This is a genomic window from Xanthomonas sp. WHRI 10204, assembly GCF_040202875.1.
Taxonomy (GTDB): domain Bacteria; phylum Pseudomonadota; class Gammaproteobacteria; order Xanthomonadales; family Xanthomonadaceae; genus Xanthomonas.
In genome coordinates this window covers 576313-601808 of record NZ_JBEGDW010000002.1, presented here as the reverse complement: position 1 = coordinate 601808, position 25496 = coordinate 576313, and the positions used below count along the sequence as shown (strand labels likewise).

General features: G+C 63.8%; 16 protein-coding genes and 2 other RNA genes. 10 read left to right on the top strand and 8 right to left on the bottom strand.

Annotation, left to right across the window (positions count from 1 at the left end; translation table 11 throughout):
* Positions 1-412: 412 nt before the first annotated feature.
* On the bottom strand, positions 413-910 hold the full coding sequence (locus tag ABQZ00_RS13365) for a hypothetical protein (RefSeq protein ID WP_323538104.1): 498 nt from the start codon (positions 908-910) through the stop codon (positions 413-415).
* Between the two features lie 411 nt (positions 911-1321).
* Positions 1322-2344 carry a hypothetical protein gene (locus ABQZ00_RS13360; protein WP_323538105.1) on the bottom strand — a complete coding sequence of 341 codons (1023 nt, stop codon included), beginning with the start codon at positions 2342-2344 and terminating at the stop codon, positions 1322-1324.
* Positions 2345-3665: 1321 nt separating this feature from the next.
* On the opposite strand from ABQZ00_RS13360, the gene ABQZ00_RS13355 reads away from it, so the two are divergent.
* Positions 3666-3741: non-coding RNA, sX9 sRNA (locus tag ABQZ00_RS13355), on the top strand.
* 4 nt (positions 3742-3745) lie between these two features.
* On the opposite strand, the gene galA is transcribed toward ABQZ00_RS13355, so the two are convergent.
* The 5 genes from galA to ABQZ00_RS13330 form a co-directional block, all read right to left on the bottom strand.
* Positions 3746-6313, bottom strand: a complete 2568-nt coding sequence (galA, locus tag ABQZ00_RS13350) for a beta-galactosidase GalA (protein WP_323538106.1) — start codon at positions 6311-6313, stop codon at positions 3746-3748.
* The gene (locus ABQZ00_RS13345; protein WP_323538107.1) at positions 6310-7512 is read right to left on the bottom strand and encodes a glycoside hydrolase family 53 protein; all 1203 of its coding nucleotides are present in this window, start codon (positions 7510-7512) and stop codon (positions 6310-6312) included. The genes galA and ABQZ00_RS13345 overlap by 4 nt, the downstream gene beginning before the upstream one ends.
* Before the next feature lie 312 nt (positions 7513-7824).
* A non-coding RNA gene (locus ABQZ00_RS13340) (sX9 sRNA) lies at positions 7825-7899 on the bottom strand.
* Between the two features lie 61 nt (positions 7900-7960).
* Positions 7961-10654: a TonB-dependent receptor gene (locus ABQZ00_RS13335; RefSeq protein ID WP_323538108.1), complete on the bottom strand. Its 2694-nt coding sequence runs from the start codon at positions 10652-10654 to the stop codon at positions 7961-7963.
* A 382-nt stretch (positions 10655-11036) separates the two neighbouring features.
* On the bottom strand, positions 11037-12425 hold the full coding sequence (locus ABQZ00_RS13330; RefSeq protein ID WP_323538109.1) for a helix-turn-helix domain-containing protein: 1389 nt from the start codon (positions 12423-12425) through the stop codon (positions 11037-11039).
* Positions 12426-12559: 134 nt separating this feature from the next.
* On the opposite strand from ABQZ00_RS13330, the gene ABQZ00_RS13325 reads away from it, so the two are divergent.
* The 6 genes from ABQZ00_RS13325 to ABQZ00_RS13300 all read left to right on the top strand — a co-directional run bounded on the left by ABQZ00_RS13325 (position 12560) and on the right by ABQZ00_RS13300 (position 19833).
* Positions 12560-14065 carry a CoA-acylating methylmalonate-semialdehyde dehydrogenase gene (locus tag ABQZ00_RS13325; protein ID WP_323538110.1) on the top strand — a complete coding sequence of 502 codons (1506 nt, stop codon included), beginning with the start codon at positions 12560-12562 and terminating at the stop codon, positions 14063-14065.
* A gap of 10 nt (positions 14066-14075) precedes the next feature.
* Positions 14076-15257, top strand: a complete 1182-nt coding sequence (locus tag ABQZ00_RS13320) for an acyl-CoA dehydrogenase family protein (protein ID WP_323538111.1) — start codon at positions 14076-14078, stop codon at positions 15255-15257.
* Positions 15254-16051 (top strand): enoyl-CoA hydratase, encoded by a 798-nt coding sequence (locus tag ABQZ00_RS13315; protein WP_323538112.1) that lies wholly within the window; start codon positions 15254-15256, stop codon positions 16049-16051. The genes ABQZ00_RS13320 and ABQZ00_RS13315 overlap by 4 nt, the downstream gene beginning before the upstream one ends.
* Positions 16036-17229 (top strand): enoyl-CoA hydratase/isomerase family protein, encoded by a 1194-nt coding sequence (locus ABQZ00_RS13310; RefSeq protein ID WP_323538113.1) that lies wholly within the window; start codon positions 16036-16038, stop codon positions 17227-17229. Before ABQZ00_RS13315 ends, ABQZ00_RS13310 begins: the two co-directional genes overlap by 16 nt.
* A 143-nt stretch (positions 17230-17372) precedes the next feature.
* Complete coding sequence (gene mmsB / locus ABQZ00_RS13305) at positions 17373-18275, top strand: 3-hydroxyisobutyrate dehydrogenase (protein WP_193552547.1); 903 nt, start codon at positions 17373-17375, stop codon at positions 18273-18275.
* A gap of 592 nt (positions 18276-18867) precedes the next feature.
* A complete protein-coding gene (locus tag ABQZ00_RS13300) occupies positions 18868-19833 on the top strand; it encodes a cation diffusion facilitator family transporter (RefSeq protein ID WP_323538114.1) in 966 nt (321 codons plus the stop codon).
* Between the two features lie 84 nt (positions 19834-19917).
* On the opposite strand, the gene ABQZ00_RS13295 is transcribed toward ABQZ00_RS13300, so the two are convergent.
* On the bottom strand, positions 19918-21999 hold the full coding sequence (locus ABQZ00_RS13295; RefSeq protein ID WP_323538115.1) for a 3-hydroxyacyl-CoA dehydrogenase NAD-binding domain-containing protein: 2082 nt from the start codon (positions 21997-21999) through the stop codon (positions 19918-19920).
* A 235-nt stretch (positions 22000-22234) separates the two neighbouring features.
* Between ABQZ00_RS13295 and rpoE the strand changes: the two genes are divergently transcribed.
* The 3 genes from rpoE (at position 22235) to ABQZ00_RS13280 (ending at position 25441) form a co-directional block, all read left to right on the top strand.
* Complete coding sequence (rpoE, locus tag ABQZ00_RS13290; protein ID WP_005991949.1) at positions 22235-22855, top strand: RNA polymerase sigma factor RpoE; 621 nt, start codon at positions 22235-22237, stop codon at positions 22853-22855.
* On the top strand, positions 22852-23730 hold the full coding sequence (locus ABQZ00_RS13285; protein WP_323538116.1) for a sigma-E factor negative regulatory protein: 879 nt from the start codon (positions 22852-22854) through the stop codon (positions 23728-23730). The genes rpoE and ABQZ00_RS13285 overlap by 4 nt, the downstream gene beginning before the upstream one ends.
* Before the next feature lie 109 nt (positions 23731-23839).
* Positions 23840-25441 (top strand): DegQ family serine endoprotease, encoded by a 1602-nt coding sequence (locus ABQZ00_RS13280; protein WP_323538117.1) that lies wholly within the window; start codon positions 23840-23842, stop codon positions 25439-25441.
* Positions 25442-25496 lie beyond the last annotated feature (55 nt).

Genomic DNA, 25496 nt, shown 5'->3' with positions numbered 1-25496 from the left:
TCGATAACGAAGACCATCTTGATGGCTGCACGCTGGAGCGATTTCAGGGGGGGATATGGATTTCTCCGCTATTTTTAGCGCGATCCTGATGCGTCAATAGTGGGCAGCTGGGGGGCTACACCATCTTCGCGAGATCGCAGACATCATTGCATGACACATCTGCGTGCATCCTGCATGACCATCGCAATGATTCTGCGGCAAGATGCCAACGACGCATTTGCTGTGCAATCATTCGCCATCCTCGGCGCTGCAGTCAGTCAGTGGTTAAATTGCTCCGTCACCAGCTCGGCGCGAAGCATTGGCGTTTGCCTTCTGCCACGCTTCCTATGACGTCCGTGCCTGCTCAACAGAGCAGACACGGACGCGACCGTTACTTTGAGTGAACGAGCTGATTGCTGCTCAATATTTTCTGTCAGGTCGGGATGTATTCGCAACTTTTGTAGCGAAATTCAGGGAGGTAGCCATCCTTGTCGTACGGAGCGCCGTCATATTCGCAGCGAAAGTTAGCGCCACCCATCCAGGTCTTCTTATAGCCAGCTTCGCAACTGCCATTCTGGAACCACCCGGTATTGACATGTGTGACATGGGTGCGGCCCCACCGTTCGCCGACCAAGATCGCTGGAGCGTATGCCGAGTGCGCTTTCGGAGGGCAGGAGTTCTCTTCAGCCTTTTCATTGCATTCTGTCCAGCTATTACTGAAGTTCCCCGAAAGGGATAATCCGGGAATCTTGAGCGGCAGTTCCCAGCTTCCGCCCATGTCGAAGCTTTGGTCTCGGCATGCGCCGCGCGTTGTGGACTCCGTGGAGGTCGGGCAATGTGCTTCGTCCCCGTAGCATACCGAAAGGGTTCCGTGATCTTCGTAGAAAGACTTTTGATTTTTTCCTATCCATCCTCCGAAGGTGGTGAACATGTGTTTGTCCGGTGGTCTTGCCGCTTGGGCGGTTCCCACCAAAGTCAACGCCAATAGAACGGGGAATAGGTACTTACTTATTTTTTTGATCATGATCATCTCTGTGCGGTTGTTTAAATTTTTAGGGGGGGTATTTCTGGTGTGGCTTGGCCCAATGCGGGTTAAGTTTCGCTGGATATCAATAATCTGCAGGTGCGCAATAGGTGATGGGTGTTTTTTATTTTTTGTATGTGGGTTTTTTCAAGCGTTACGTGCATTGCTGCTCTATCAATTGATCCGGTTGGTCCGTATCAATGTGATTTAAAAAAACGGCGGGTAATTTCTTGGTGTTTAAGATTATTTCTTGCATGGCCCGCAGCACAGCTGGCTAGGTTATGCATGTGCGTGCTGGTTGGAGTTGGACGAGTGCTCTCAGCTGTGACCCTGCAGCAAAGACTCCAGCATTTCCCGTTCTTGAGGCGACGCAGAGGGGCGTGCTACTGCGGTCAGCAGGGTCGACTTTAGTGGAGGAGTGAGTTCAACCTCTCCACTTGCGATCGCATTGAGCGTCTGTCTCACCAGCGGTTCGGTTGCACCGCCTCTCAGGTAGTCGACCGCAGCATCTGCTGCGGCATCGGGGGCGGAGAGTCGGTAAACCTTCTGGGCCGCCAATGCCTTCACCACATCGTCGCCGTTTCCAGTGGCAACCGAATTCAGCTGGGAAATCGCGTTTCTTCTGAGGGACATCGCATCCTTGGATGTGTCTTCTTCGATCGTGCCAATAAAGTTCAACGCAGCGACCGATGTAGGTACGTCGCTGGCGTGGCTATTGAGAGTGGACATCGCTTCGGACAGCGTTTCCCTGGAAGCTGTGCCAGGAAAGTTTGAATACGTTTTGTACATCGCAGTGTAGAGGCTGGAGTCCTTGCTTTTCCAGATGCGACTCGCCTCGTCTACCATCATTTTTCTGCCGGACTCGCTGCGAACAATCATGTTTTGAATAATTTCGCGATTGGCAGCGTCTTTTGCGGGTATTTTTGCATAATAATCAGCCACCGCCTTGCGTGCTTCCGGGCTGGAGTCGATTGTGTTGAGTAAGCGGGCCATGAAGATTTTTTGTTGCGCCTGGGACATGGCATGACCTTGATCCCAACGATCAAAAAAATCCTGTAAGCGGTGCTGGACTTCGCTCGGGCCAAAGGGCTTGTCGCTGTCAGCATCTATGAAATCGCTGAATTCGCTCCCGCTCATCTTTGCATGCGCCGTCTGCGGAGCGTGGCGACCTCCGACAGGGTTGAGCGTCTGGGGTACGCGGCTTGCGTCAACGTTGTTGTCGCTGCTTGATTGAACTCCAAGATAAGCCAATGAGCACACTCCAATGACCGCCACGAGTCCTCCGATGACGAATGGCGCGGCCGGCTTTCCCGTATGGGTATATCTAATGTTGTCAGTCATTGATTTTTCTCGGGCGTATAATTAGCTGGATATTCAATAAATTTGAAATTGACGGGGCATAACATTGCGGTATGCGTGAATGCTAGTTGCTCTGGCTAATGGGGTATGCATTTGCCGGCGCGGGGTCTGTGACTAGGTCTTTTTTTGTTTCTAAGTCATGATCTCAGTAGTGCGGTTTCGAGACTTTATCTAATTCGGATGGGTCTTTATGACCTCCCGAATCAGGTTCGAACTATTGCTGCTTTCGATAAACGTACATGTTCAAGTAGCGTTATCTATGTCAGTTATTGCCACGAATCGTCAGTTGCTGCGATAAAGTTGGTTACTATCTTTGGGTAATTTACTTCAAGCGAAAAGCATGGGATTCACAGGTGTTAAAAGGTGTTCGTTAATCTCAAAAGATAACCAAATCTTTGCATTGAAAAATAATGCAAAATTGCGAAGCTGGTTTTATTTAAGCGATGCAGTAGCTGATGGTTGATGCAAGTTTTCTCGCTGCCATGATGAAAATGGATGGGTTTTGTATGGCTGTGGAATAGCGGCGGATGATCCGGCGTTGATAGGGCGGCGCGTCAAGCGAGTTGCAGCAGTCAAGAAAATAAATTTTTCTCGTCTTGCTTTCGGCCAAGCTAGGCCACCTCTCTGCCCGGCCTCTCTCCGTAACGTCAGTGCCACCGTACGCCGGGAGACAGACGCAATGACGACTGGATCGCCCCGTTCTCGAATGACCAGGTGACTTGGCTGGTTTGGCGGCGTTACGCGCGAGCTGGCCAACGCCATGTGCGCTGACGTCCAGAACGCGAGACGTGACCTTGTGCGAACTCAGCGAGAGAAACCCGGCGGTCGTCTGCTCGGTTGGTTGTCAGAGCGAAGAGACGAGCAAGAACGGCCTGATACCGCTTTGCGGCGGGGTTGTCTCTCGGCAGGTATGTCTGTCGGCGGTATTGCTTCGAGACTGGCCGTCGGGCATGGGCTGCTGCCGGCATGGAGCGATGACCGGTGGTGTGCCTGGAGAGGATTGCAGCCGACTCAGGCAGAAAATTTCATGCGCGATGGTCAGGCGCGGTTGCTGGATGTCGGGCGAGTGCATTTCCGTGCGGCACGGAAGTCCATTCGGTTTGCAGGAAAGCCATACACAAGCCGTGCAACGCTGTACTGCCGTGCCCTATCGTTTCCGTGGCGAGCTAGCACTCCAGTGCCCGCTCCGATTCGAGGCGCGGGCCTGTGCAGCTGCGAACTGCACTTGATGGCCGGGGTTTAGAGCAGCTGATAACAGGACTGTGCTCACCGCCAGGCGGGCACGGCCGGTGCTAGGTGCGGCATGTACCACGCGTACACGCCGGTTCCTCCGCGCCGTCCACGCCCACCTGACGACTGCTCGCGACGTCTTGGTAGCCGCGCTTAGCCCACCGACGGCCGTAAGGGCGATTTGGCAGCCTGCAGGCGCAGCGTAGCCGGGCGCAATCCGGGCGTGCTGGCCTGCAGCACGATATCGCCGCTGCTTCTGGTGGTCTGCAACAGCGCAGCACACAGTCCGTTGAAGGCCTTGCGCTGCGGCGCCTTGTCGTCTTCTTGACTGCTGGGGTCGCCGTTGCCGACGCCGATCAGACGCGCGGGGCCGCGCAGGGCGAAGTTCACCTGGTTGTTGGCGTTGGGTACCAAGCGGCCTTGCGCATCGACGATCTCCACTTTCACGACTGCCACATCTTCTGCATCGGCACGTAGTGCGTTGCGGTCGCAACTCAGGCGGATCGCGGCGGGCTTGCCAACGGTCTCACGGCGTTCGCTGAGCACCAATTTGCCCCCACGATAGCCGCGCGCTTCGATGACGCCGGGGACGTATTTCACCCGCCATTCGACATGGCCGTAGGCCGGCACCTGCTGCAGGCCCTGGCTGACGCCATTGACCAGCAGCTCCACCGCGTCGAGATTGCTATGGCACCAGACGGCGAGGTGGCCGTTGTCTTCGGGTTGCAGCAGACCGTCCCAGTTCCAGTGCGGGAACAGATGCAGCACCGGTTCGCTGGTCCATTGCGCGCGGTAGTACCAGTAGTTGTCCTTGGGGAAGCCGCAGCTATCGAGTACGCCGAATTGCGAGGCCACATTGGGCCAACGGTTGTACGGGGTTGGTTCGCCGCGGTAGTCGAAGCCAGTCCAGATGAAACCGCCGGCGATATAGGGGCGTTGGGCGACGTAGCTCCACCAGGCTTCGGCGGTGCTCGCCCACCAGGGGTGGTCCAGGTCGTAGGCGCGGGTATAGCCGCGTGCGTCGTCGCGTTGGTAATTGCCGCGCACCGACACGGTACTGCCGGTTTCGCTGCCGTAGATGGGGATGTTGGGGTATTGCGCGTGGAAGCCGTCCATCTGGCTGGTGCGGTAATTGAAGCCGACCACATCCACCACCTGGCCCACGCCGTCGCCGAAGCCTTTATCCATGGCAAAGGTGGTGGGGCGGGTGGGATCGAGCTGGCGCACGCGCTGCTGCATGCGCGACACGATGCGCGCACCGCGCTCGGTGACCTGCTGTGGTTCTTCATTGCCGAGCGACCACAGGATCACGCTGGGATGATTGCGCCCGCGCCGCACCATCGTCTCCAGTTCGCCCATCGCTTCGGGGTCGGTGGACATGCGGCGGGTTTCTTCGATCACGAACATGCCGAGCCGGTCGCACAGGGCGAGCAATTCGGGGGTAGCCGGATTGTGCGAGCTGCGATAGGCGTTGCATCCCATCGACTTGAGCTGGCGCAGGCGCCACTCGTGCAGGGCGTCCGGGATGGCGGTGCCGACGCCGGCATGGTCCTGATGATTGTTGGTGCCGTGCAGTTTGAGTGGCGCGCCGTTCAACAGAAAACCGCGCTGCGCGTCGAAGGCGATGCTGCGTACGCCGAAGGCGGTGACCACGGCGTCGGTGGCCTTGCCGTCGCTGTGCACGCTGGTGGTCAGGGTGTACAGCTGTGGGGTGTCGATCGACCACAAGGCCGCCTGACCCAGCGGGAGGGTGTGTTCGAGCTGTTGCACCTGGCCTGGCGCCACCGTGATGGAAGCACTCACCGCCTGCGCAACCACGCGTCCATCCGGCGCGGTGATGCGGGCCTGCACGCTGCATTGGCGCGGGGCGGTGCCGTCGTTGCGCACTTCGGCAGAGACCTGCGCAGTGGCGCTGTCGCCCTGCAGGGTGCTGCGCACGAACACGCCGTGCTGCGGCAGATGCAAGGGGTCGGTCTTCTGCAGCCACAGATGGCGATAGATGCCGGCGCCTTCGTAAAACCAGCCTTCGCCCAGCGTGGCATCCACGCGGACGGTAATCAGGTTGGGCTTGCCGTAGTCGAGCACTTCGCTCAGGTCGACCTCGAAGCCGCAATAGCCGCTGGCATTGCGCCCGACGATGTGACCATTGCAGAACACCACGCAATCGCGGAACACGCCGTCGAACACCAGGCAGATGCGCTTGCCCAGATCGCTGGCTGGAATCTGCAGCGTGCGCCGATACCAGCCCACGCTGTTTTCGGGAAAGCTCGTTCCCAGCGCCTTATAGCCGTGTGCGGCCGCCGGGTCTTCCTCGGTCATCGAAGCGGAGATCGGCTCCGGGCGAAAGGGCAGGGTCACGGCCCAGTCGTGCGGCAGATCTACCTGTTGCCAGTTGCTGTCGTCGAAGCTCAGTTGCGCAGCGGTGGCGGTGTCCTTGCCGGCCTTGGCGAAGGTGCGCTGGAAGGTGCCGAATTCGAAATCGCGCGACGGGTCGCTGGCATGGCCTAGATGAAAGCGCCAGCCGAAGTCGAACAGCAGTCGCTCGCGTGGCGCCAACGTTGCGTCACCTAATGGGCCAGCCGGTGGTGTGTTTTTGGCAGTCGCCGATGCGGCGCCGGCAATGCCTGGCACCAGGGCGGCACCCGCGCCGACAGGAAGTGCGGCGCTCACACTGCTTGCAAGCATGCCGCGCAGCAACTCGCGACGATTGATGCCGGTCATGGTTGTGTCCTCGTGCTGGCGCCTGCTGGGTGTGCCGGTGCAGGCGTGTGCGCTGCGGGCGTGTACGAGGGCGGCGCGCCGGTGTATGGATGGTGCATGAAATCGATCGCCGGCAGCACGTCATTGCCATGCTTGAAATCGAAGAAGCTGGCGTTTTCCCAAGACGAACCGGTGCCCCAGCGCGTCTTGCAGCTGCTACTGGTCCATGCCGGTTCCCAGTACACGACGCCGGCACCGCCGGTATCGATCACCAGCTGGGTGAGATCGATCATGTACTTGGATTGGCCTTGCGGCGTGGCCGGGTAGCCGGCAATCAGCGAGTCTTCGCCGAGCAGATTGTGCGAGGTGTCGCCGGACTCCAGGGTCCACGGGTAGGCGGTTTCCACCACCACCACGTCGGCATCAAAGCGGCCACGCAAGCGCTGGATGGTCTTGCCCAACTGCGCCATCGACTGGGTGGACCACTTGCGGTAGTAGCTGATGCCGATCAGGTCGAAGTCGGTGACGCCGGCCTTGGTGGCGGCGGCGAACCACGGCTCCACATTTTCCGGCTGGGCGATATGCAGCATCACCCGCGGTTTGATCGTGGAGCGCGCGCTGATGTCGCGCACCGCCTTGATGCCGGCGTTGAACAGTTTGGCGTTGCGCTGCCAGTCGATGGGGCGCTTCTTGTCCCAGGGCTGGCTGTCCATCAGGTCGGAGTTGCTTTCGTTGCCCACCTGCACCAGCTCCGGCATCAGCCCGGCGCGATCAAGCGCGCTCAGCGTGTCGTAGGTGAAGCCGTAGAGCGTGCGTGCCAGTTCATCGGTATCGGTGATGCTGGCCCAGGCTTTGGGAATCAGCTGTTTTTCGCCGTCGGCCCAATCGTCGGAATAGTGCAGGTCCAGCAGCACCTGCATGCCTTGTGCGCGCGCGCGCGCAATGGTCTTTTTGACGTCGGTCAGGTCGCTGTACTTGGTCCAGCGCGCATCGTTCCACAGCCGCACACGCACCAGGTTGGCGCCATGCGCATGGAACAGTTCGAACGGATCGGTGACCACACCGTTCTCACGATATTGCACGCCGCATTCCTCCATCTCGTTGACGTAGGACAGGTCCGCGCCGAGATACAACGTGGCGGGAGGCTGGGCGGCGTGTGCGGAAACGGATAATGCCAACGCCAGCAGCGTCGGCGTCCAGAAGCGGCGTGTAGAGCGCATGTAATTCCTCGACAAATCAACCATGGAGCGGCCAACAGCATGCTGCATGTGGCCATCGTGCAGCGCAGGCGGTGTGCGGAATCGCAACCAGAGTCGCAGTGCGTTCCCGCGCATCGACGTCACTCGCCTGCTGCCCGGCGCAGCAGGCGCCGGATGTGTCTGTGGGGTGGCGATCGAACACGACGGTGCAGGCGCCAGGGGCATAGCGGTCTGCATGGAACTGGCAGCTACCACGCGTATCTGCCGGTTCCTGCGTGCCGTCCATGCAGTGCCGCCGACAGCGCGTCATGCGTTCGCCACCATGCTTGGAGCGGCTAAAAAACGTAGCGGGCAGTCGTCAGGTGGGTATGGACGGCGCGGAGGAGTCGGAGTGTACGAGTGGTACAAGCCGCACCGAGCGCCGGCCGCGCCCACCTGGCGGTGAGCACAGTAGGTTTGTTCGCTGCTCTTAGAAGCGGTACGTCGCTTCCAGCTGGTAGCGACGGCCGAACAGCTGGTAGCCGCCATCGTCCTGATTGGCCAGACGGTTGGGCTTGTTGTCGGTGTAGGCACGCAGCGGCTCGTTGGTGAGATTGCCGGCCTGGAAGCGGAAGCCCAGCTGCTTGCTGTACTGCCAGTTCAAGCTCAGATCCACGGTGCCTTCGCTCTGCAGGCGTGCCAGACGCGCGGCATTCCAGCCGTACACCACCGTGTAGGGGCTGTGGTACTTGTAGCCCACGCGCGCTTCGAAGGTGCCGTTGCTGTACCACAGGTCGAAGGTGCCGGTCTTGCGGGCCAGGCCGCTCAGCGGCAGCGGGTTGTTTTCCGGCGAGAATTCCTTGAGGTTGGAATCGACCAACGAATAGTTGGAATAGACGCCGAAGTTTTCCATGTGCGGAATAAAGAAGAACGGCGTCTGGAAGGTGAGTTCCACACCATTGATGTAGCCGCCGCCGCCATTGAACGGCGCGCTGACCAGGTAATCCAGGCCGTTGATCACTTCGCGGTCGGTGCGGTAGCCGATGCTGGAATCCACTTCTTTGCGATACACCGCCAACGCCGCCAGCGCTTCCTTGTGGAAGTACCACTCGTACGACACGTCGACCTGGGTGGCCTTGAACGGGTCCAGCTGCGGGTTGCCGCCGCTGCCGGTCAGCTGACCGACGGTCACGGTGGGGTCGTCCAGGCGACGGCCGGTGCGCAGCTCGTCCAGCGGCGGGCGTGCGATGACCTTGGCCACCGCAAAGCGCAGGATGCGTTGATCGTCGATCAGGAAGTTGAGCGTCGCGCTGGGCAGCACGTCGGTGTACTCCTTGCTGTCGCTGCTGGCCTGCACGGTGCCGCCGACCGAATCGAAGCCGTCGCTGGTGGTCTTGGTGTTGACCAGGCGCACGCCGATATTGCCGGTGACATCGGTGCCGAACAGCTGCGAGCTGAAGACCGCCTTGGCGAAGGCTTCGCGCACGTCTTCCTTGACGTTCCAGTGGTCGAGCATCTGCTCATTAAGCGCGGCCGGATCGAAGCCGCCAAAGCCAATGCGTGCGATCTCGGCCATGTTGCCGCCGGTGAGCGTGGGCACATTCAAGTCCGGCATGGTGACCGGGTAGATCAAGCCCTGATACGCCGAGATCGGCTGGTCGTAGCCGGACTGGTTGCCGATGAAATTGCGGTTCTGCTTTTCGCGGCGTGCGGCGCGTGCGCCGAATTCCAGCGAGGTGAACGGGCCTGCGTCCACCGCACGGCTGGCATTGAGCGCCAGCGCGGCGATCTTGTCGCGCAGTGCCTGCGGTTGGGTCTGCCCGGCGATGCCATATTCGGGCGTGTCCGAGCTGGTGCTGATGGTGGGGGTGACGCTGCGGCGGAAATCGAACGACACCGTGTCCGGGTTGCTGCCGAAGCGCACTGCCTGCCAAACGTTGTCGCGCTTGGCCTGCGAGAACGACAGGTCGCTGCCCAAGGTCCACACATCGCCGTTCCACTTGGCGTTCAAACCACCGGCGGTGAGCGTCTTGACCTCGTTGTAGTGGCTGACCACATGGTCGACCTGCAGGTTGGAATTGGCCAAGGTGGCGGCCACCACATCGCCATCGACGATGGTGTAGGACGAGCCCGGCGTGGTGTACGGATTGGTCGCGCCGGAAAAGGTGCTGAAGGCCAGGCCGTTGAACCAGTTCTGCAATTGGTCTTCGTCGATCTCGATGCGCGAATACAGGCCGTCGAACTTCAACTCGAAATTGCCCGAGCGCCACTGCACAGTGCCCATCGCGCCGGTGCGGGTCTGCTCGATCAGCTTGAGCTGGTCGGCCGCGCCCCATGGGGTGGGATCCACGGTGCCATCGCCATCGACGTCGCGCGAGGTGGTGGCATCGGTATAGCCCCAGCTGCCGATCGACGAGCTGGCGTTCTTCTGCTTCTGATAGGTGGCGCCGAAGGCCACGGCCAGATTGTCGTTGAACTTGTGCACCCAGCTGGCGCCGAAGCGGCTGCCCCACGGGGTGTAGCCATCCACGTCTTTGGCGTGGTCGTAGAACACCGGCCCGGCGGTGCCGACAAAGCCGGGGCCGGTGTAGTCCAGCGGGCTGATGGTGGAGATGTCCACGGTCGCCGCCAGGCCGCCGGCGACCAGGTCGGCCGACTGGGTCTTGTAGACCTTGACGGTGGAGACGATCTCGGTGGGAAACACTTCCCAGCGCACTGCGCGATTGGGTTCGGACGAGGCGATCTCGCGCCCGTTGACGGTGCCCATGGTCATGCGCGGGCCCAGGCCGCGCACGGTGGCCAGGCTCTCGTTGCCGCGGTCGCGGGTGCCGTTGACGCCGGGCAGGCGCACCAGCGCTTCGGCCACGGTGACGTTGGGCATCTGGCCCATGTTGTCTGCGGAGATCACTTCCATGACGTGATCGGACATCTGCTTGGCTTGCACGGCCTGATTCAGGCTGGCGCGCTGGCCGATCACGGTGATGTTGTCCAGCGTCACCGGTGCCTGCGCGTTGGCGGCGCTGCTGCTGGTGGCGTTGGCCGGCGGCGCGGCGGGCGCGGTGTCCTGTGCCTGCGCACTGAACGCGGTGGCCAGCACGAAGGCGATGGTGGTGCAGAGGACGTCGCGGACCGGCGTGCGGCGCAGGCGCCGGCTGGCCGAGTGACCGGTGTGGTGAACAGGCATCGGTTGATCCCTCCCAGGACTAAGTGACCGAATAAGGTGATGGCGGCTGGTGCGGCCCGCCGGCACCGATGTAGGTCTGGCGCGATCGAGCGGACATGGCGTGGTGCGGTGGTGCGGTTGCGGTAAGTGCGTTGCTGCGGCGCTGTCACGATCGACAATCGACAATCGACAATCGACAATCGCGCTGGCGTCCCCCTGTCCTGCATGTGTCCGCTTCAGGGTAGAAGCGCGAGTCATTCCATTCCAATGAAGCATTTTGCGTGAGCTATCTCGGCTTGGAATGCTGCAGTGCAGCGCTAGCGTTTGCTTCGTCACAGTCTGGCGTGGGTGCGTGCCAGGCAATCAAACGTTGCCCAGGTCGCAATTGCGTGGTGTGGTCTCGCTAGCGCGTGCTGACCGGCAACCGGGGCAGGGCAGGGAATGCGCGCTGCACGCAGTCGCTGCGCTCGCAGGTCAGGCAGCCCGGCCCGATCGGCACGGCATCGTCCACCGCGCCCAGGTCCCAGCCGCGCGCATAGACCAGCTGGTCGGCATGACGCAGGTCGCAGCCCATCGCCAGCGCAAAGGTCTTGCGCGGGCGGCCGTAACCGGGGGCGCCGCTGCTGACCTGGCGGGCCAGCCAGAAATAGCGGCGGCCATCGGGCATGCGCGCGATCTGGGTGAGGATGCGGTCGGGTTGGTTGAACGCCTCGTACACGATCCACAACGGGCAGGCGCCGCCCACGTGCGAAAAGTGGAAGTCGGTGGACGAGTGGCGTTTGGAGACATTGCCGGCGCGATCCACCCGCATGAAGAAGATCGGCAGCCCGGCGGCACCGCGTCGTTGCAGGGTGCTCAAACGATGGCAGACCGCCTCGAAGCCCACCCCGAAGCGGTCCGCCAGCCATTCGATGTCGTAGCGCGAGCGCTGCGCGCTGTGCAGGAAATCGCTGTACGGCATCACCAGCGCGCCGGCGAAATAATTCGACAGCCCGATCCGCGACAGCGCGATGCGCTCGGCATCTTCGAACCCGGCATCGGCGATGCGCGCGTCCAGCAACGGTGCGCATTCCAGCAGGGCCAGGTGCGCGGCCATCTGGAACGCCTGCTGGCCGGGCCGCAGATGGGCGGGCAGCCACAACACGCGTGCCTGCGCGTCCACGCTGCGTTTGTCGCTGTGCAGATCGGGCGCCTCCTGCACCAGCAGGCCGTGGCGATCGGCCAGGCGCTGGCGCAGCCGCAGCGGCAGGTTTTCCGGGGTCAGGCCGAGTTCGGCATACAACGCCTCGGCGCGCTCATCCAGTTCGGGCAGGTAGTTGTGCGCACGGTTGAAGTAATCGCGCACCTGCTCGCCCGGCGACAGCGACGGCATCGCCGCATGCTCAATACCGATCTGCATTTGCAGCGCGGCATTGCGCTCCAGCAGATGCTGATGGGCGCGGTGCAGATCCAGCAGCGCCTGCGCCACCTGCGGCAGGTTGCCGGTGAGCGCGCGCAGCTCGGCCGGCGACAGCGTGTGGCCCAGGCTGCGCAGTGATTCGTCCAGCGGGTCGGCCAGGGCGGCCGGGTCGTCCAGATCCAGCAGTCCGTCCAGATCGCCCAGCGTGGCCTTGAGCCGTTGCTGGATCGCCAGCGTCAGCGGGCGCTGGTTGCGCTCGATCTGGTTGAGATAGCTGGGCGATAACGCCAGCCGGCGCGCCAGCTCGGCCTGGGTCAGGCCGTGGCGCTGCCGCAGCCGCTGCAGGCGCAGGCCGAGCTGATGGCGGAGGACGAGCGGCGAGGACTGGGGCATTCGCAATATTCGCAAAATTGTGCGGCCAGCTTAGCGCGATTAAGCAGATGTGGGCTGGGAATGGCAGGTTGGGCTGCGAACAATGCGAAGTACTGGGCCAGCCGGCCCGATGTCTTCTGCGAGCGAACCCTGTGATGAGCGAATCCGTCCCCCGCGTGTCCCTGTTGATCGATGGACAAATGCTGGTCTCCGCCAGCGACCAGTGGCAGGACGTGGTCAACCCGGCCGACCAGTCGGTGCTGGCCCAGGTGCCGTTCGCCACCACGGCCGAAGTCGACGCCGCAGTGGCCGCCGCCAGCCGTGCCTTCGTCAGCTGGCGCAAGACGCCGATCGGCACCCGCGCACGCGTCTTCCTCAAGTATCAGCAGCTGATCCGCGAGCACATGCCCGAGCTGGCCGCGCTGCTCAGCGCCGAGCAGGGCAAGACCCTGGCCGATGCCGAAGGCGATGTGTTCCGCGGGCTGGAAGTGGTGGAGCACGCTGCGGCGATCGGCAATCTGCAGTTGGGCGAGCTGGCCAACAACGTCGCCAACGGCGTGGACACCTACAGCCTGCTGCAACCGCTGGGCGTGTGCGCGGGTATTACGCCGTTCAACTTCCCGGCAATGATTCCGTTGTGGATGTTCCCGATGGCGATTGCCACTGGCAATACCTTCGTGCTCAAGCCGTCCGAGCAGGACCCGATGGTCACCATGCGGCTGGTCGAACTTGCCCTGGAAGCGGGCATTCCCAAGGGCGTGCTCAACGTGGTGCATGGCGGCGAAGACGTGGTCAACGCACTGTGCGACCACCCGGACATCAAGGCGCTGTCGTTCGTCGGCTCCACCAAGGTGGGCACGCACGTCTATCGCCGCGCATCGCTGGCCGGCAAGCGCGTGCAATGCATGATGGGCGCCAAGAATCACGCCGTGGTGCTGCCGGACGCCAATCAGGAACAGACCCTCAATGCGATGGTCGGCGCCGCATTCGGTGCGGCCGGCCAGCGCTGCATGGCTGCCTCCACGCTGGTGTTGGTGGGCGAAGCGCAGCAGTGGATCCCCGCCCTGGTCGCCAAGGCCAAGACCTTGAAGCTGGGCGCGGGCAACGCCCAGGGCACCGACGTCGGTCCGCTGATTTCCTGTGCGGCGCGCGAGCGTGTGGAGGGCTTGATCGCCTCCGGCGTGGAGCAGGGCGCCACGCTGGAACTGGATGGTCGCAGCCCCACCGTGACCGGGTTCGAACAGGGCAACTTCGTCGGCCCGACGATCTTCTCCGGCGTCACGCCGGGCATGCGCATCTACGACGAAGAAATCTTCGGGCCGGTGCTGGTGATCCTGGGCGCAGACACGCTGGACGATGCGATCGCGCTGGTCAACGCCAATCCCAACGGTAACGGCACCGCGTTGTTCACCCAGTCCGGCGCCGCCGCGCGGCGTTTTCAGGAAGACATCGACGTGGGCCAGGTTGGCATCAACGTGCCGATTCCGGTGCCGGTGCCGCTGTTTTCGTTCACCGGCTCGCGCGCCTCCAAGCTCGGCGACCTGGGCCCTTACGGCAAGCAGGTGGTGATGTTCTACACCCAGACCAAGACCGTTACCGCGCGCTGGTTCGACGACCAGACGCTGGGCCATGGCGTCAACACCACCATCTCTCTCAAGTGACCCCAACGCCATGAATGCAGCCATCCAGCTACACGCCAACGCGGCCGATCTGAACGACGAGCAGGAAGCGTTCCGCGCCGCCGCGCGCGACTTCGCCGACAAGGAACTCGCCCCATACGCGGCGCAGTGGGACGCAGAAAGCTACTTCCCGCGCGAGGCGATTGCCAAGGCCGCCGAACTCGGTTTCTGCGGCCTGTACACCGACGAAGGCGTGGGCGGCCTGGGCATGCGTCGGCTCGATGCGGCGGTGGTGGTCGAAGAATTGGCGACCGTCGATCCGTCCACCTCGGCCTTCATCAGCATCCACAACATGGCGACATGGTTGATTGCCAGCTACGGCAACGACGGCGTGCGTGCGCAATGGGGCGAGGCGATGACCAGCGGCGCCAAGCTGGGCTCGTATTGCCTGACCGAGCCGGGTGCCGGCTCGGATGCGGCATCGTTGAAAACCCGCGCCCAGCGCGATGGCGATGCGTATGTGCTCAACGGCAGCAAGGCCTTTATTTCAGGTGCCGGCGCTACCGATGTGCTGGTGGTGATGGCACGCACCGGCGACGATGGCGCACGCGGCATCAGCGCCTTTGCGGTGCCGGCCGATGCGCCAGGCATCAGCTACGGCCGCAAGGAAGAAAAGATGGGCTGGAACAGTCAGCCCACGCGCGGGGTGACATTCACCGATGTGCGCATCCCGGCCGGCAATCTGCTCGGCAAGGAAGGCGAGGGCTTCAAGATGGCGATGAAGGCGCTGGATGGCGGCCGCATCAATATTGCCGCCTGCTCGCTGGGGGCCGCGCAGGGCGCACTGGATGCCGCACGTCGCTACATGGGCGAGCGCCGTCAGTTCGGCAAAAAATTGGCAGATTTCCAGGCGCTGCAATTCAAGCTGGCCGATATGGCGACCCAACTGGTGGCCGCGCGGCAGATGGTGCACACCGCCGCACGCAAGCTCGATGCCGGCAGCCACGACGCCACCGTGTGGTGCGCAATGGCCAAGCGTTTTGCCACCGATGCCGGCTTTGCCATCTGCGACGACGCACTGCAGATCCACGGCGGTTACGGCTATATCCGCGAGTACCCGATCGAACGCCTGCTGCGCGACAGCCGCGTCCATCGCATCCTGGAAGGCACCAACGAAGTGATGCGCATGATCATTGCGCGGCATCTGCTCAACGGCGAGGAGGAACTGCGATGAGCGCGTGGGAAGGACGTGTGCATACCGGCCTGCAGGTCGAGCGCGATGGGCATGTCGCCATCGTCACCTTGAGCAACCCGCCGGCCAACACCTGGACCGTGCAGAGCCTGGCCGCCTTGCGCGACCTGGTGCATGCATTGGACGCCGACCGCAGCGTGTACGCGCTGGTGATCACCGGCGAAGGCGAAAAGTTCTTCAGTGCCGGCGCCGACCTCAAACAGTTTGCCGACGGCGACAAGGCCGCTGCACGCGAAGCCGCGCGTCGCTTCGGCGAAGCGTTCGAGGCATTGAGCGCTTTCCGCGGCGTGTCGATCGCCGCGATCAACGGCTATGCCATGGGCGGCGGTCTGGAATGCGCGTTGGCCTGCGACCTGCGCATTGCCGAGCAGCAGGCGCATCTGGCGCTGCCGGAAGCCAGCGTCGGGTTGCTGCCGTGCGCTGGCGGCACGCAGAACCTGCCGCGTTTGGTCGGCGAAGGCTGGGCCAAGCGCATGATCCTGCTGGGCGAGCGTATCGATGCCGCCACCGCACACCGTATCGGTCTGATTGAAGAGGTGGTGGGCAAGGGCGAGTCGCGCGCGCTGGCAATTGCGTGGGCGCAGCGTGCCGGCAAGCAGAGTCCGGTGAGCGTGGCCGCTTGCAAGCGGCTGGTGCAATCCACCCGCCATGGCACGCACGCCGCAGCCTTGGTTGCCGAGCGCGAAGCCTTCGTCGACCTGTTCGAGCAGGCCGATCAGGTCGAAGGGGTTGCCGCATTTTTGGAAAAGCGCGCGCCGCAGTGGAGCAACCGCTGATGACGGACGTCAGCGCAACCGACGAGGCGCCGGTGCTGTTCGAGCAGCGCGATTGTGCGTACGGGCATCGCATCGGCATTGCAACCTTGAATGCGCCCAAGACGCTCAATGGCCTGTCGCTGCAGATGACCCGGCTGCTGGATGCGCAGCTAAGTGCATGGGCCGACGATGCGCAGATTGCCTGCGTAGTGCTGCGTGGTGCCGGCGACAAAGCCTTGTGCGCTGGCGGCGATCTGCATGGGTTGTACCAGAGCATGCGCGCGCATCGCGATGCGGTACCCGACGCGGCCCAGCGCCGTGCACGGCCACAAGACAATCCGCATGCCGCCGCATTTTTCGAAGAAGAATATCGGCTGGATTACCGCATCCATACCTATGCCAAGCCGCTGCTGTGCTGGGGCCATGGCATCGTGATGGGGGGCGGAATCGGCCTGATGTCCGGCGCCAGCCATCGCGTGGTCACCGAGCGTTCGCGCCTGGCGATGCCCGAGATCAGCGTCGGCTTGTTCCCCGATGTAGGCGGCAGCTGGTTGCTGCGGCGCGTGCCGCACGGCGCTGGTGTGTTTCTCGCCTTGACCGGCGCACCGCTCAATGCCAGCGATGCCATCTACGCCGGTCTGGCCGATGTGCGGTTGGAGCACGCGCAATACAGCGCCGTGCTGGATGCCTTGAGCGCGCATGCGTGGACCGGCGATGCCGGCAACGATCGTGAGCAACTCGGTGCGTTTTTGCATGGAATCGCGCAGCCGCTGGAACCGGGCCCGCTGCAGCTGCATGCGGCCTTGATCGAGCAACTGGTGTCCGGCGACACGCTGGAGCAGGTGGTGGATGCGATCCAGGCCCTGCAAAGCGAGGACAGCTGGCTGCAAGCCGCGCGCACGACCCTGGCCGCTGGCGCGCCCGGCTCGGCACGGCTGGCATGGGAGCTGCAACGTCATCCCGGCACTGCGGCGCTGGCCGATACCTTCCGTACCGAATATGTGGTGGCGCTGCACGCCGCCGCCCACGGCGATTTTGCCGAAGGCATCCGTGCGTTGCTGATCGACAAGGATCGCCAGCCGAAGTGGCAGCCGGCATCGCTGAGCAACGCCAATACGCAATGGGCGGCTGACTTTTTCAATGCGCCATGGCCGGCCGCGCAGCATCCGTTGGCAGATCTCGGCGCGCACCAGGCATGACAATCGCGTGCCCCGCAGGTCTGGCGCAATCATGCAACCACCGCGCAGATTTAGTGCGTAATGCTGCGCGCGTAACGCTGTTTGCGGCGCTGCGCGGCATTGCGCGCTGAGCGCCTCCCGACCCTTTTGATACCTGCTCCACTCTGGAGATCGACACGATGAGCAAGATCGCTTTTATCGGCCTGGGCAACATGGGCGGCCCGATGGCCGCCAACCTGATCAAGGCCGGGCACCAGCTACGCGTTTTCGATCTGGTGCAGGGCGCACTGGATGCGGCATCGGCCGCTGGCGCCCATGCAGCAACCTCGGCGCACGACACCCTGGCTGATGCCGAGATCGTCATCTCGATGCTGCCGGCCAGCCGGCATGTGGAAGGGCTGTATCTGGGCGATGGCGGCATTCTGACGCAGATTCCTGGTGGTGCGCTGGTGATCGACTGCAGCACCATTGCGCCGGTGTCCGCACGCAAGGTGGCCGATGCCGCGCGCGCGCGCGGGCTGGCGATGCTGGACGCGCCGGTGTCCGGTGGCACCGCTGGTGCCGCCGCCGGCACGCTGACCTTTATCGTCGGTGGTGACGCCAATGTGCTGGAACGCGCCCGTCCGGTGCTGGAAGCCATGGGCAAGAACATTTTCCACGTCGGCGACAACGGCGCCGGCCAGGTCGCCAAGTTATGCAACAACATGGCGCTGGGCGTGATCATGGCCGCCACCGGCGAAGCGCTGGCGCTTGGCGTCGCGCAGGGGTTGGACCCGGCGGTGCTGTCGCAAATGATGGCGGTCAGCACCGGACGTAGCTGGGCCACCGAAGTCTGCAATCCATGGCCCGGCGTGCTGCCCAATGCACCGGCCTCGCGCGGCTACAGCGGCGGCTTCGGCAACGATCTGATGCTCAAGGACCTGGGCCTGGTGGCCGAATCTGCGGTGCAGGCCGGCGTGTCGATCCCGCTGGGCGAACTGGCCCGCAACCTCTACGCGATGAACAGCACGGCCGGCAACGGCGCGCTGGATTTCTCCAGCGTGATCAAGCTGGTGGCCAAGGTTTGAGAAAGACTAATAAAGCGACGCCCACCGCCACGCGGGCGTCGCCGGCGTTGTAATGCGCATCGGTCTTGATAGGTGATCGAACAGGGTATTCGTCGGGTGCAGAGCGAATGATCTGCGGCTTGGCTGCGAGGCCCTTGCCCGCCCACCATCACGGGACACGCCGCAAGTACGTCCGTGTAGGCTCTTACGCGGCATCCATGCCGCGTAAGGTCCCGCGACGGTGAGCGGGCAAGGACCAGTCGGGAGGGTCGGTACGCATGCTTGCAAGCAGTGCAAGCAGTGCAAGCAGTGCAAGCAGGGCAAGCAGCGCGGCCGTCTGATGAGGTGCGGTCTGGTCGGCTTCTTTCCATCTGAGCAACGTCACTACCAAGACGACATCACTCCACCCGCCAATGAAGGCAGTGGGGTCGGCACATTGCCGCTATTGCTGTGGCGTTCGAGAGCGTTTGTCAGCCGCTCCGAGTCGCTACTTGGCCTGGACAATCAGGCGTCGCGCCGCGCTCACGTGATGTGATGTCATCACGCCCAGGTGTAATAGTCTCCGCCATCGCACGCGCCTAAGGTGCGCGCATCGCACAAGGCCACCGCACCCATGGGACACGATCACAACCACGCACCCAGCGAAATCCGCCACGAAACACCGTTGTGGTGGGCGCTTGGCCTCACCGCCACCTTTCTGGTGGCCGAAGTCATCGGCGCGTTCGTGTCCAACAGCCTGGCGTTATTGTCGGATGCGGCGCATATGGCCACCGACACGCTCGGTCTGATGATCGCCCTGCTTGCGGTACGTTTGAGCCGACGCCCGGCGGACGCGCGCCGCACCTACGGCTATGTCCGTCTCGAAGCGTTGGGGGCATTGGTCAATGGCGCGCTGCTATTCGGTGTCGGCGCCTACATCCTCTGGGAAGCCGCGCAACGCTTCCGCGCGCCGCAGGATATTTCCTCCAACGGCATGCTGCTGATTGCCGGCCTGGGCCTGGTGATCAACCTGATCGCGATGAAACTGCTGCATGCCGGCAGCGGCGAAAGTCTCAACGTCAAGGGCGCCTATCTGGAAGTCTGGAGCGACATGCTCGGCTCGGTGGCGGTGATCATCGGCGCCTTGCTGATTCGGTGGACCGACTGGCAATGGATCGACCCGGTGCTGGCGGTGCTGATCGGCCTGTGGGTATTACCACGCACCTGGGTGCTGCTGCGCGAAGCGATCAACGTCCTGCTCGAAGGCGTCCCCAAAGGCATCGACCTGGCGCAGGTGCGTCAGGCCTTGACCAGCTACCCCGGCGTCGACGACGTGCACGACCTGCACGTCTGGGCCCTAGCCTCCAGCACGCCCGCACTCACCGCGCACGTGGTGGTCGGCGACACCATCGACCGCGATCGCCTGCGCGACGCCCTCGGCACCTTGCTGCATGACCGCTTCGACATCGCCCACGTCACCTTGCAAGTAGAGAGCGGCGATTGCGGTACCGAACCCTGCGGTACGCCGTCCATGCAGGTTGCTGCCGACGATGGACATGATCACGCACACGGGCATTGCGCGCACAAGCACTCGCACTAGAACCACTGACGAAGCGATCGCGCAGCTGCTAGGCAAAGAAAAACGCCACCTTGCGGTGGCGTTGTCGTCGTACCGTAGCGGTGCTTAGGCCACCGCCTCCCGCAACACCGGCGAATCCCAGCCCGGGCGCGGGGCGAAGCGTTCGCCATAACGGGCGTGCAGTGCCTGCAGACGTTCGAGCAAGGCATCCGCACCGACGCTGCGGATGTGCTGGATCGGGCCGCCGCGGAACGGGGCGAAGCCGGTACCGAAGATGACGCCGGCATCGAGCAGGTCCGCATCGGCCACCACGCCGTCGTGCAGGCAGGCGACCGCTTCGTTGAGCAGCGGCAGGATCAGGCGGTCTTCCAGATCTGCGGGCACGGCATAGCCGCTGGCCACTTCGGGTTTGACCGCGCGGCCGTTCTCCCATTTGTACAGGCCCTGGCCGTCCTTCTTGCCGCGCTTGCCGGCGTCCACCGTGGCAAGCGCGGCAGGAATCGGCAGGTGCAGGAACGGCGCCAGCTCGGCGCCAACGCCGGCAGCGACGTCCAGCCCCACCGTGTCGATCAACTCGATCGGCCCCATCGGCATGCCGAACTTCACCGCAGTCTTGTCCAGCACCGGTCCCGGAATGCCCTCGGCATAAGCGGTGGCCGCTTCGAGCAGATACGGGAACAGCACGCGATTGACCAGGAATCCGGGCGTGCCCGCCACCGGCACCGGGAACTTGTCCAGTGCCTTGCAGAACGCCGCCAGGCGCGCCACGTTGGCCGGATCCAGGCCATCGTGCTGCACGATTTCCACCAGCGGCATCATCGCCACCGGGTTGAAATAGTGCAGGCCGGCAAATTGCGCGGGGCGCTGGATGTGACCACGCAGCTCGGTCAGCGGAATCGACGAAGTATTGGTGGTCAGCACTGCATCGGGCTTGAGTTGCGGCTCGATGGACTGATACAGGTCGCGCTTGGCCTGCGGATTTTCGATGATCGCCTCGATCACCAGATCCGCCTGCGCCACGCCTGCGCCAGCCAAATCGCCACGCAGGCGCGCTGCCACCGCCGGCCGCTTGGCCTCATCCTTCACCCGCTTGGTAAACAGCTCGCCGCCGCGCGTCAGTGCCGTATCGATAAAGCGCTGCTCGCGGTCCTGCAGGGTGACCTCGAAGCCCTTGTAGGCGGCCCACGCGGCGATATCGCCGCCCATCACGCCGGCACCGATCACATGCACATGGCGAATAGGCGGCAACGCGGCCGCGCCTGCATCCTTGCCGCCCAGCGCCTTCAAACGCTCGGTCAGAAAGAAGATGCGGATCAGGTTGCGCGCGGTCGGCGTGCTGGCGAGCTTGACCACCGCCTTGCGCTCGGCCGCAAGCCGCGCCTGGATGCCGCTGCCGCCCGCGCGCTCCCACACGTTGATCAAGGCATACGGCGCCGGGTAATGCTCCTTGCGCGCCTTGCGTGCGACCTGCTTGCGCATCTGCGGCGCGAGCAGCTTGCGTGCCAGCAACGTGTTGGTGGCCCAGGCGGTCGCGCGTTGCTTGAAAGGGCGCGTGGTGCCGTTCAAGGCCAATGCGGCGGCGGCATCCACCAGCACGGCAGGCGCGGCGACCTTGTCGATCAGCCCCATCGCCCGCGCAGCCTTGGCCGAGACGGTGCGCCCGGTCAGCATCAGATCCATCGCCGCCGGTGCGCCGATCAGACGCGGCAAGCGGGCGCTGCCGCCCCATCCGGGGAAGATGCCTAGCTTGGTTTCCGGCAGGCCGATGCGTGTGCTGGCATCGTCCGATGCCACCCGATACCGGCATGCCAGCGCGATTTCGGTGCCGCCGCCCATGCAGAAGCCGTGGATCGCCGCCACCGTAGGGCAGGGCAGTTCGGCCAGTTTCTGGAACACCTGTTGGCCGCGATGGATCGCATCGTTGACCGTGCCCTTGCGGTCGAAGTCCTGGAACTCCTTCAGGTCGGCGCCGGCAATGAAGCCGTTGGCCTTGGCCGAGCGCAGCACCACGCCCTTGGGCGGGTCCAGTGCCAGCCGCTCGACCAGCGCGCCTAGTTCGAGCAGCACCTCCTGCGAAAACGCGTTGACCGGTGCGCCTTGTCGATCAAGGCTGAGGACGACCACGCCGTCCTCGCGCAGGTCGGCCTGCCAATGGCTGAATCGGAGCCCGTCGAAACCTGGAAGCATGCGTCTGGCCGTCCGGCGATATAAGGAAAGGCCGTTATCATCCAGAGGTTGTTTCCATCACGTCAAATACCCATACCAGTCGACAGGACGGCATGCGCTTCGCGGGAGGCGTCGCCAGCGGCGCAGTGGAGCCGCTACCCTGCTACGTGACGATCGAACCGATCGGTATGAACTTTCCTCTTCAACGGCGGTCTCATTGCCCGACTTCGGTGGGCTGACAGGAGTGCGGCCCAACATGGCCGAAGTCGATACACCTCAGGAGCTGGACCTGGAACTGGTCCGGCGTGTGCAGCGCGGCGAGAGCGCAGCGTTCGACGTGCTGGTGCGCAAATACCAGCACCGGATCGTTGCATTGATCGGGCGCTACATCGCCGACTGGAGCGAATGTCAGGACGTGGCCCAGGATACGTTTGTGCGCGCATACCGCGCGATCAACAGTTTCCGCGGCGACTCCCAGTTCTACACATGGCTGCACCGCATTGCCGTCAACACTGCCAAGAACCATCTGGTTGCGCACAACCGCCGCCCGCCCACCGACGACATCGAGATTAGCGATGCCGAGCAGTTCGATGGAGCGACCCGGTTGCGCGACAACGACACCCCGGAGCGCGAATTGATGCGACAGGAGCTGGAACAAACGGTGATGCGTGCGGTCCAAGCACTGCCGGAAGAACTTCGGTCGGCCATCACCCTGCGCGAGGTGGAGGGGCTGAGTTACGAGGACATCGCGCGAAAGATGGATTGCCCGATCGGAACGGTGCGCTCGCGCATCTTCCGGGCGCGCGAGGCCATCGACATCGAGCTACGGCCTCTGCTGGAGACCGAAAGCGCTACCCGTGAGCGACACCGTGTATGAGCGATAACCCTGCCATGTCCACCACCGACAAATTCGAACGTCACTACCGGCAGCAGTTGTCTGCGCTGGTTGACGGAGAGTTGAACGCCGACGAGTCGCGCTTCTTGCTGCGCCGTCTGGCGCACGATGAGGAGCTGGCCGGCTGCCACGAGCGTTGGCAGCTGTGCGGCGATGTGCTGCGCGGTGCGGCCAGCGCGCCGGCGCCACTGGATTTTGCTGCGCGTGTGCGCAGTGCCATTGCCGATGAGCCAGCGCCGCAGGCGCAGCCGGCACCGCGCTCGGCCGCACGCTGGCGTTGGGGTGGCGGTGCAGCGATTGCTGCGTCGGTTGCCGCAATCGCCTTGTTCATGGCGCGCGAGCGCTTGCCGGACACGGCACAGCCAGCCTCCGCTGTGCCGGTGTATGCGACTGCGGCGCAGCTGCCGCCCGCGGCCTCGCCACCGGTTGCACCGAAAGCACCGGTAATGCCCGCCCCGGCCAACCCCGGCGATGGCGGCGCGCTTGTCGCGGCGGTGCCGGCCGCTGCGCTGGCGTCCACGCGCCGCGGTGCCGCTACCCGCAATCAGCAGGTAGCGCGCAGTGCAGCGGCACGGCAGCAACAGGTGCCTGCCCGGATGGTGGCGTCGGCTACCCCGGCTCCTGCGGCAGCGGTGAGTCCGGCAGCAACTTCCAATCCATTTACCCATCCGGACACGACACTGCAGGCGCGCCCGTGGCCACGCGCGGCGTTGTCCGGCGCCGGCGATAGCCCGCTCAATGCCAGTTTCAGCCAGAGCCGCCAGGGTCCGGCGTTCTATCCGTTCGAGCCTGCGCCCCAGGCGACCGGCAACCCTGCGCAGAGCCGGCCGCTGCCGGTGCAGGTCCCGCAGAACTGATCCGGCCGCCGATCTTCATCCAGTCGGCGCGCTCCCTCCCGTTAACTTCCCGGGCCCGTGTCATCTCGCGGGTTACGGCCCCTGTCGCCCTGCCATCGGAGGCAACTCGATGAATCACCGCATGCGTACCCAGATGTTTGGCCTGATCGCCATGACGTTGCCGCTGGCAGCCTGTGCTCAGCAAACCGCGCCAGCGCCGGCCGCCAAGGCCAGTGCGCCGATTGCCGCCAACCGCAGCACCACCCCGGCGCCGCAGTTGGTCGCCGGCCTGCCGGACTTCACCAATCTGGTCGAACAGGTCGGCCCGGGTGTGGTCAATATCGAAACCACCATCACCCGCAAGGATGCGATGGCGCGTTCGGCGCGTGGCGGGCGCGGTGGGCAAGGTGGGATGCCCGGTCAGGGTGGGATGCCGGACGACGAGCAGATGCCGGAGTTCTTCAAGCGCTTCTTCGGCCCGGATTTTCAGATGCCGGGCGGCCCGCGGCAGGGGCCGGGCCAGGGTGGTGGCGATGACGATGGCGGCATTGCCGGCAAGTCGATGGGCTCGGGCTTCATCATTTCCGCCGACGGCTATGTGCTGACCAATCACCACGTGGTCGATGGCGCCAGCGAAGTCACCGTCAAGCTCACCGACCGCCGCGAGTTCAAGGCCAAGGTGGTGGGCAGCGACGAACAGTTCGACGTGGCGCTGCTGAAGATCGAGGCCAAGGGGCTGCCGACCGTGCGTCTGGGCGATTCCAATACGCTCAAGCCGGGCCAGTGGGTGGTGGCGATCGGCTCGCCGTTCGGGCTGGATCACTCGGTCACCGCCGGCATCGTCAGCGCCACCGGCCGCAGCAATCCGTACGCCGACCAACGCTATGTGCCCTTCATCCAGACCGACGTGGCGATCAACCAGGGCAACTCCGGTGGCCCGCTGCTCAACACCCGCGGCGAAGTGGTCGGCATCAATTCGCAGATCTTCTCCGCGTCGGGCGGTTACATGGGGATTAGTTTTGCGATCCCGATCGACTTGGCCTTCAGTGCGGCCGAGCAGATCAAGGCCACCGGCCGGGTCAGCCGCGGCATGCTGGGCGTAGCGGTGGGAGCGATTGATACGCTCAAGGCGCAAGGGCTGGGCCTGCCGGATAGCCGCGGCGCGCTGGTCAACGACATTCCCGCTGGCAGCCCGGCCGCAAAGGCCGGTGTCGAGGTGGGCGATGTGATCCGTGCGGTCAATGGCAAGCCGATCGAGGTGGCCAGCGATCTGCCGCCGATGATTGGCCTGATGCCGCCGGGCGCCAAGGTCAACCTGGACATTCTGCGCGATGGCAAGCCGCGTCAGGTGTCGGTCGTGCTGGCGCCCTTGCAGGATGGCAGCGAGGACACCGCGCCGCGCACCGCAGCGGCTGACGCCAAGCCGGAGGCTCCGGCCAGTGTGGCCTTGCTCGGCCTGCAGGTAGCCGACCTGACCGCCGCCGAGCGCAGTCGGCTGGGCCTGGAGGCGGGCGAGGGCGTGCGGATTGCCGCAGTCACCGGCGCAGCAGCGCGTAGCACCCAACCGCCGCTGTCGCCGGGCCTGCTCATCGCCCGCGTCGGCCGGACCAAAGTCGGCAGCGTCGCCGAACTCAACCGCGCGCTGTCCAGCTACAAGAAGGGCGACGTGGTCATGCTGCTGGTCACCGACGGCAAGGCCACCAGCTATGTGGCGCTGAAGGCCGGCGGGTGATCGAGGCCGGGAATCGGGAATCGGGAATCGTAAGAGCGCGGCCTGCCTTGGCTTT

Excerpts from the sequence above, each read along its gene's own strand:
- ABQZ00_RS13325 (WP_323538110.1), top strand. The coding sequence starts at position 12,560 with ATGAGCGAATCCGTCCCCCGCGTGTCCCTGTTGATCGATGGACAAATG.
- ABQZ00_RS13280 (WP_323538117.1), top strand. The coding sequence starts at position 23,840 with ATGAATCACCGCATGCGTACCCAGATGTTTGGCCTGATCGCCATGACG.
- ABQZ00_RS13300 (WP_323538114.1), top strand. The coding sequence starts at position 18,868 with ATGGGACACGATCACAACCACGCACCCAGCGAAATCCGCCACGAAACA.
- ABQZ00_RS13345 (WP_323538107.1), bottom strand. The coding sequence starts at position 7,512 with ATGCGCTCTACACGCCGCTTCTGGACGCCGACGCTGCTGGCGTTGGCA.
- rpoE (WP_005991949.1), top strand. The coding sequence starts at position 22,235 with ATGGCCGAAGTCGATACACCTCAGGAGCTGGACCTGGAACTGGTCCGG.
- ABQZ00_RS13360 (WP_323538105.1), bottom strand. The coding sequence starts at position 2,344 with ATGACTGACAACATTAGATATACCCATACGGGAAAGCCGGCCGCGCCA.
- ABQZ00_RS13315 (WP_323538112.1), top strand. The coding sequence starts at position 15,254 with ATGAGCGCGTGGGAAGGACGTGTGCATACCGGCCTGCAGGTCGAGCGC.
- ABQZ00_RS13330 (WP_323538109.1), bottom strand. The coding sequence starts at position 12,425 with ATGCCCCAGTCCTCGCCGCTCGTCCTCCGCCATCAGCTCGGCCTGCGC.
- ABQZ00_RS13295 (WP_323538115.1), bottom strand. The coding sequence starts at position 21,999 with ATGCTTCCAGGTTTCGACGGGCTCCGATTCAGCCATTGGCAGGCCGAC.
- ABQZ00_RS13365 (WP_323538104.1), bottom strand. The coding sequence starts at position 910 with ATGTTCACCACCTTCGGAGGATGGATAGGAAAAAATCAAAAGTCTTTC.
- ABQZ00_RS13335 (WP_323538108.1), bottom strand. The coding sequence starts at position 10,654 with ATGCCTGTTCACCACACCGGTCACTCGGCCAGCCGGCGCCTGCGCCGC.
- ABQZ00_RS13320 (WP_323538111.1), top strand. The coding sequence starts at position 14,076 with ATGAATGCAGCCATCCAGCTACACGCCAACGCGGCCGATCTGAACGAC.
- ABQZ00_RS13285 (WP_323538116.1), top strand. The coding sequence starts at position 22,852 with ATGAGCGATAACCCTGCCATGTCCACCACCGACAAATTCGAACGTCAC.
- galA (WP_323538106.1), bottom strand. The coding sequence starts at position 6,313 with ATGACCGGCATCAATCGTCGCGAGTTGCTGCGCGGCATGCTTGCAAGC.